Origin of the sequence: Mycobacterium sp. (assembly GCF_052145595.1) — a bacterium.
GTDB lineage: Bacteria > Actinomycetota > Actinomycetes > Mycobacteriales > Mycobacteriaceae > Mycobacterium.
Map to the genome: position 1 here is coordinate 1 of NZ_JBKQOI010000009.1, position 7,427 is coordinate 7,427.

General features: G+C 65.7%; 7 protein-coding genes. All 7 read right to left on the reverse strand.

What is annotated here, in order from left to right; all coding sequences use genetic code 11:
• Nucleotides 1–887, reverse strand: an 887-nt coding sequence (locus ACLP4W_RS00480) for an SMP-30/gluconolactonase/LRE family protein (protein ID WP_442383047.1), incomplete at its 3' end; no start/stop codon positions are given.
• 29 nt (nt 888–916) lie between these two features.
• Nucleotides 917–3,274 (reverse strand): CoA transferase, encoded by a 2,358-nt coding sequence (locus ACLP4W_RS00485; RefSeq protein WP_442383049.1) that lies wholly within the window; start codon nt 3,272–3,274, stop codon nt 917–919.
• 149 nt (nt 3,275–3,423) lie between these two features.
• Nucleotides 3,424–3,645: a hypothetical protein gene (locus ACLP4W_RS00490; RefSeq protein ID WP_442383051.1), complete on the reverse strand. Its 222-nt coding sequence runs from the start codon at nt 3,643–3,645 to the stop codon at nt 3,424–3,426.
• Nucleotides 3,646–3,647: 2 nt separating this feature from the next.
• A complete protein-coding gene (locus ACLP4W_RS00495) occupies nt 3,648–4,808 on the reverse strand; it encodes an amidohydrolase family protein (RefSeq protein ID WP_442383053.1) in 1,161 nt (386 codons plus the stop codon).
• Nucleotides 4,809–4,821: 13 nt separating this feature from the next.
• The gene (locus ACLP4W_RS00500; protein WP_442383055.1) at nt 4,822–5,724 is read right to left on the reverse strand and encodes an SDR family NAD(P)-dependent oxidoreductase; all 903 of its coding nucleotides are present in this window, start codon (nt 5,722–5,724) and stop codon (nt 4,822–4,824) included.
• Complete coding sequence (locus ACLP4W_RS00505; RefSeq protein WP_442383057.1) at nt 5,721–6,716, reverse strand: amidohydrolase family protein; 996 nt, start codon at nt 6,714–6,716, stop codon at nt 5,721–5,723. Before ACLP4W_RS00505 ends, ACLP4W_RS00500 begins: the two co-directional genes overlap by 4 nt.
• Nucleotides 6,709–7,427, reverse strand: a 719-nt coding sequence (locus ACLP4W_RS00510; RefSeq protein ID WP_442383059.1) for an SDR family NAD(P)-dependent oxidoreductase, incomplete at its 5' end; no start/stop codon positions are given. The genes ACLP4W_RS00510 and ACLP4W_RS00505, both read right to left, overlap by 8 nt.

Sequence of the window (7,427 nt, forward strand, 5' to 3'; positions counted from 1 at the left end):
GGCACCCGCGCTGTCCAGATCGAGCCTTGGGCCTCGCGCCGCGACTTCTCGGAGTCGAAGACCTCAAACCCGCAGCAGATGTAGAGCGTGCGCCGGTCCTCACCGCCGAGGCCGCAGGCCGTGGAAACCCCGCTTTCGGATGTGGGTGGGCTTACCTCGGCGACGATCTCCCCGCCTTCGAGGACCCGAACCACGCGTCCGGCCGCGGTGAGCGCCGTCCAGACCGCTCCCTGCTCGTCGAGACAGAGCCCGTCAGGAAAGCCCCCTTGCATCTCGGCGAAAGTCCGCTTCCCGGTGAGCTTTCCGTCCGTGGCGACGTCGAAAGCGGTGATTTTGTCGGCGAATGTCTCCGCGGTCACCAGGATGCGACCGTCCGCCGAGATCGCGATGCCGTTCGCGCCCATGAGCGGGCCCGCCTCGTCTGCGATCCGTGCGGTGCCGTCGGGCTCGACGACGAGGATCGGCGACTCCTTGGGGGTTTCCCCGGCGAACAGATTGCAGCCGAGTTGGGTGACATAGACGCGACCGGCCGCGTCGACGACCATGTCGTTGATCGGGCCGATGGCCAGGCCCCGTAAATCCGCGTACATGCTCGTCGCCGATCCGTCGTAGGCCAACACGACCTGTTCGAACATGGAGTTGACGAGCAGCCTCCCGTCGGGCAGGAAACCGGTGCCGATGGCGACGATCGGCTGGCCGTCGAGCCCCTCCCTGCTGGATAGGTCGAGCAGCGTTTCGGTGCGCCCAGAGTCGTCGACGGCGACGATGCGGCCGTTGTACATGTCGGAGAAGTGGAACCGGCCCCCAGACGGGTTGGGTTGCCAGCGCGGACATTCCGTCCAGCTGAAGCCGGCGGCGAGCCTGTCGGCGGCGAGTGCGGTCGTCATCGTGTTGATCTCCTTCGATCGGGTTCTGGCTACAGACCGGCCGGCCGACAGCCGATGAGGCCGTCGTCAGCGAGTTGCTCGACATATGCGCGGGACAAACCCAGTTCCTTCTCCAACACCTCGTCGTTGTGCTGGCCCACCGTAGGCGGTGCCTGGTATGACCACCTGCTGACCCGCCCATAGCGGAAGGGCAACACCGGAATCGGTATCACCCCGTGCACGGGATGGTCTACGTCCTCGAAGTAGCCCCTTGTGGCGATCTGGGGATGTTCGTGGACGAATCGCTGGTCGACGGTACGGGCGGCAGGCACGCCGAGCCCCACCAACTGCTCAGCGGTGGCGGCGACGTCGCGGGCCGCCGCCCATGCGCTCAGGTCCTCGTCGAGCCGGCCTCGGCGCTCCCAGCGGCCGGCCGGTGTTGCCAGAGCGGGGTCGTCCCAACCCGGTATGCCGGTGTAATCCGCGAGCACCCGCCACTGGTCGTCGGTGACCACCGAGATCGCCAGCCACTGTTCGGTGCCGATGCCCGCGTACACCCCTTGGGGGGCATGACCTCTGAGGTGGTTGCCGTCGCGTTCGAGCAGCTTGCGACGGGCGGTCCATTCGACTACCTGCTCGGCGGTCATCGTCAGCGCGGCTTCCACGAGTGGTGCCTCGACCAGCATTCCCCGACCGGTCCGTTCGCGCTGTCGGAGTGCGGCGAACAGTGCGAACGCCGCATTCGAGGCGCCCATGGGATCGGCGGGTCCGCTCGGATTCACCGGTGAGCCATCGGGATAGCCTGTGCGCCAGCACATTCCAGAATACTGCTCGACGGTCTGGGCGTAACCCACCATGTCGCGGTTCGGTCCGGACAGTCCGAACGCGGGCATGCGAAGCATCACGATCCGCGGGTTGAGTGCCTGCACACCCGCCCAGTCGAGTCCTACATTCTCGAGCACCCGCGGCGCGTAGTTCTCCAGCAGCACATCGGCGTCGGCGATCAAGCGTTCGATCAACTCCAGGCCCTGCGGTGTGGAAAAGTCGAGTGTCACAGCCCGCTTGTTGTGGTTGGCGCCGAGGTTGATCCAGCCGCACTCCCACCACAATTCGTCGTCGGTGATGGTGCCGCCGAGCATCCGCGCGCCGTCAACGCGACGAGTCGACTCGATCTTGATGACGTCGGCGCCCAGCGAACCCAGGATCGTGCCCACCAGTGACCCGACCCACCAGTTGCCCAAATCGACCACCCGCAGCCCAGCCAGCGGCAGCGATCCCGCCGGCGACCCCAGTTCCAGTGCGCGGCCGGACTCGATCCGCGGCGCGAACCCGGCGTCGCCGCGGGGTTCGGCCACGGGTCGCGCTGAGGGCGGTCGGACGCCGTCGAAGAGAAACGGCACCGAAGGTTGGCGGAATTGCCCCGAAGCGTCCTCGACATAGAACCCGCGGGCCCTCACCTGCGGGTCGTCGAGAAGCGTTGCGCCGCTGTGCACCGGTGCACACGGAATGCGAAACATCGACGCGGCCTCGACGATCTCGGCCACCGTCCGCTGAATGGTCCACGAGTGCACCGCCGCGGTGAACTCCGCTGAACGGCGGTATCGCCCTGCGTAGGTCTTGATGTCCTCGTCGGCGAGCCAGTCGGGCCGTTCGATGAGCACGAGGAAATCCTCGAGATTCTGGGCGGAGGCGAGATTGAACCCGACCCAGCCGTCCGCAGCCGGCTCCACCGACGGGATGAGACGACGGCGCTGCACGGTGGGCTCGTGAGATGCGCCGCTGATCGTCGCTGCGACGTCGGCGAACATCGTTGCGGCATAAGTGGTCACCTCGAGAAGAGACACGTCGACCAGCTCGCCACGTCCGTCGCGCGCCATCCCAGCGACCGCACCGAGACCGGCTGTCGCCGCGAAAGACCCCGCTACCCAGAGCGTTTCGGCCCCGCCGAGCGCCAGCGGATATGACATCGGCTCGCCGCGGTTGCTCAGCGAGCCGGCCTCGGCCTGCACGGTGAATTCTGTCCACGGGCGGTCGGACTCCGCGTACGGCCCGGTTAGTCCCCACGGCGTGATCGCGACCACGACAGCGCGCTCTGCCAGCCTCTTTAGCAGCCGAAGGTCGGGAAGGTGCGCCGCTTCCACGATCACGACGTCCCCATCATCGGCGAGCTCGACCCAGTCACGGGTGGTGGCAGTTTTGCCCGCGGCGAGAAAGGCGAACAGCGGCGCGTCAGTACTGCCGCGCTGATCGCGTCCGCGCGGCCGGTGTCCGCGGACCGGCTCGGCGAGCACAACGTCCGCGCCCACGTCGGTGAACAGTTTGCCCGCGTAGGCTCCGGCGATTGTTTCCGACACCTCAAGAACCCGCAGCCCGGCAAGCAATCCGGTGTCGGTGGCGGTGGAGTTCATCAAGGGCCTTCACACTGTCTGCTGCCGGCGCGGCCGCCTACTCCACGGCCGCGACAGCAGATTACGGTTTCTCGACGGCTCTATATGCTTGAGGGTCCACTGACTGGAACCCGCTGCGACTTCCGAGGGCCCGGTTTTGTGAGGAGAGGTCACCGGCCCGCCTCGACGTTGGCCCGAGTCGCCCGAAGTGCATTCAATCGCCGTTGGAGCTGTGCGACTGCATCTGCGTCGGGCGCAGCGGCGGTCTGCAGCGCGGTGAGTTCGGCGAGCGTCTCTGCTGCATCGGCGGCCAACCGCTCCGCGGCGAGTTCCCGTGTGAGCAGGTCACGTTCGGTCCAATCCGAGGCATCGATGTCTCGACCGGACGCCACGGTCAACCCACCGGCTCGTCGTAAAAGTTGAACAGCTTGCGGCTGTTCAGCTCGACGATCTGATGAACCTCGTCGTCGGGAATATCAGCGAACACCTTCTCGGCGTAGCGGCGGCTGTGCGGCCAATACGAGTCCGAATGCGGATAATCGCACTCCCATGTCATGTTGCCGATGCCGATGTCGTAGCGCGCCTTCAATCCCGCGACGTCATCTATGAAGCAGCCGTAGATGTGCTTGTGAAACAGATCGGACGGCCGGACGTCTTTGACCACGTTCTGATACCAGCGGTGGCGCTCCCAGGTACCGTCGATGCGTTCCAGCAGATACGGCACCCAGCCGACACCGCCCTCCGACAGCGCCACCTTCAGCTTGGGATGACGGTGGAACACCGGCGAAAACAGCAGGTGCGCTGTAGCCGACATGGAGTTGGTGCCATACAGCGCTATCGTCACGGCGTAGGGCGCCTCCGGCGCGGTCGTTGGCGGTGAGCCCGACGACCCGAAGTGCATGCACAGCGGCATGTCGGTCTCTTCGGCGATGGAAAACACCTTCTCCCAGTGGTCTGTGTAGATCGACGGCAGCCCTAGCGGAACCGTGTTCTCCGGGAAGGTGATTCCCTTGGCCCCCTTGGCCGCACATCGTTGGATCTCGACGACACAAAGGTCGGGGTCCCACAGTGGCAGGATGATCAGCGGTATGAACCGGTGCGGGGCGGTGGAACACCACTCGTCGATGACATAGTCGTTGTAGGCCTGCACGCACGCGAACGCGAGACCGAAATCCTCGCTCTCCTTGGTGAACAGGCCGCCGGCGAAGCGCGGGAAGGACGGGAAGTTCGCGGCCCCGTACACCCCGTCGAGGTCCATATCGGTCAGGCGGGCCTTGGGGTCGTAGCAGCCTGGAATCATGTCGGCGTACCGCACCGGCTCGACACCGAACTCCTCCGGTTTCTTCCCGGCGACAGCGTTGAGGCCGATCGCGGGAAATCGCTTGCCCTCGTAGTACCAGACCTGGATCGGCAGCCCGCCGGACGGCGACGGTTCGTCGACGATCCGCGGGCCCCGTTCCAGGTACTTCTGTGGAAGCCGGTCGGTCCACACATTCGGATGCTCGATGAGATGGTCGTCCACCGAGATTAGTTTCATTGACGGTTGCAGAGGCATGTTTTTCCTTTCATCACAGCCTGTTTCGTGATCCGGCCTGCAAGTAGGACACCCGCCGCCGGCTGGCATCGATCTCGCCCGGCTGCCAACCGGGCAGTAGGGCCGCTCCGTCGAGGGTCCGCACCGGCCGCTCGAGCTCGATGAGCAGCGAGAGGTTGTACGCGATTCGGCCGGTCAGCGTCTTGGGATTGCCGGTGCACAGCGCCAGCGCAGCCTCGGCGATGGTCTCCTCGGGCTCCGAATTGTCGACTCGGACACCGGAAACCGTGAGCGCGTTGTCCGTCGCCACCTGGTATTCGGGTGCCAGGGCGTTCACCGCGATGTTGTCCTCATAGAGGTCCATGGCCGCGCCGGTGGTGATGCGATCGATGAACGCTTTGGTCCCGCCGTACAGTGCCGCGCCATTGGTCGGGTTTTCCGCAAACGGTGGACCGAGCCTCGGTCCGGCTTGTGATGAGGATATGTTCAGAATCCAGCCGGCCCCGCGCTCGCGCATGCCAGGTACGGCTGCCGCGGCCAATTCCCATGCCGCCCAGACGTTTGTCTCGACAGCGTCGAAGAACGTCTGCCTGGCCATGTCGGCGAACAGCACGTCGAAATACCGCGCTGCGGCCGCGTTGTTCACCACAATGTCGACAGGGGCACCGAACTCGGTACCCGCCGCGGCGATGATTTCGTTCCGGTCGGCGGACGGGTCGGCCAGGTCGAACGGGATGGCCACGGCTTGGCCGCCGTCGGCGGTGATCTGCGCGACGGTCTCTTGTAGCGACCCGGCGACTTTGCCGTCGCCGGCCTTCATCGACCGCGACACCGCCGCGACAGCGATACCGTCGGCGGCAAGCCGTCGCGCAATGGCGCGGCCGATGCCGCGGCTGGCACCCGTCACCACCGCAACGTGGGGCGATTTACTGCTCATGACACCATCCCCGTTAGACGGCGAAAGTTGCGAGATGCCAAGTCTGCCCGCTCATCGTCGGTAAGTGCCAAGGTCTTGAGCACATCCAGCTCCCGTTCGAGCCGGTCGTGACTGGTGTCCGGGGTGGTCCCCGTGCGGGCGCGCATCCACAGGTATTCGCTGATGATCCAGTTACTGCCGAACAGCACTCGGTCGATGCCGATGGCGCGGAGATGAGCGACCAGATCTTCCGCGCTCACATGACCGTCAACAACATCGATGAGCCGCAGCGAAACATCGGTGTGCACACCGGGATAGGTCTGTGCCAACTCGAGTACCTCCGCGTCGGCGCCCTGGCCGAACTGCCGATCATGCCCGAGGTGGGCGAAGATCAGCTTTAGCTTGGGGAAGTCGTCGAGCGCCTTGGCGTAGTACCGGGGCCGGCCGGGCATGAACCCGGCTGCCTGGGTCAGGATCGGGATCCCCGCGCTGGCGCAGTAGTCGTACACCGGCCACATCCGCGGGTCGTCGCCCTCGGTGCCGTGGTTCATCGGCACATACTTGACGCCCAGTGCACCCCGGCGGATCCCGTTGTCCACCTCGGCCAGGAGCGTCTGCTCGTCCATCAGCACGGGGTCGACGCCCACGAAGCAGCTCAACCTCGGACTCGCCGCGACCTGCGCGAGTGCCCAGCTGTTGTTGTCCTGGATCCGCCGCTCGATTCGCCGCCGCAGCTCTTCGGTCTCTCGCGCACGATCGCCCGGCTCGTCCGGCAGGATATTTTGGCCCTGCCGCCAGTACACACCCGACCACGTGAACATCAGGATGTTCATGTGCGCGATTCCGGTGGCATCCATGACCTTTTCGGCTTCCTCAGGCGTGCCGAAGAAGCTCGGCTTGTCGGGCAGCCTCATCGCAGCACTGAACCTCAGCAGATTGCTGTACAGATCGCAGCTGTGATCGGCCGTCCGCAGGATATGGCAGTGGCAGTCGACGATCTCGAGCTCACTCATCATGGCCTCCGATCCCCTTGAGCGCCAACGGTTTGAGCGCACCCACCGGCGGGCGTGCGGTGGTGTGGGTGATGCCGCCGTCGGAAATCACGGCGTGCCCGGTCATGTAGGACGACAAGTTCGAGGCCAAGAACAACGCGACACCCGCGGTCTCCTCGGCCAGCCCCAGGCGCTTCTGCGGGGTGGCCTCGGCGGCTCTGCGAAAAAACTCGGCCTGCTCGGGCCGGCGCGACGTGGGCGTCTCGCGCCCGATCCGGTCGATGTTGTGAGTGCCGGGTACCACGCAGTTGACCCGGATGTCATAGGGCGCAAGCTCCAGCGCGACCGACTTGGTCAGGTGGATCACTCCCGCGTTGGCCGCACCGTAGTGCGACACCGACGGCGCGGCGGTCACCCCGCTCGTCGAGCCGAAGTTGACGATCCGGCCGGCGATACCGTCGCGAATCATGGCGAGGGCCTCGGCCTGCATGCACAGCATGGCAGATGTCAGGTTGAGCTCGATCGGCCCGTTCCACTCGTCGACGGTGTAGTCCAAGAACGACTTCGGCGTGGCGGCGCCCAAGCTGCCGACGCCGTTGACCGCTACGGTGATCGGCCCCAGCTCGCTGCGGGCAGCCTCCACCATGGCGTGCACATCATCAACGCGCCGGACGTCGGCGTGCAGAGCGATAGCCCGACGACCCAGCGCCTCGATCTCCTTGACGGTCTGCG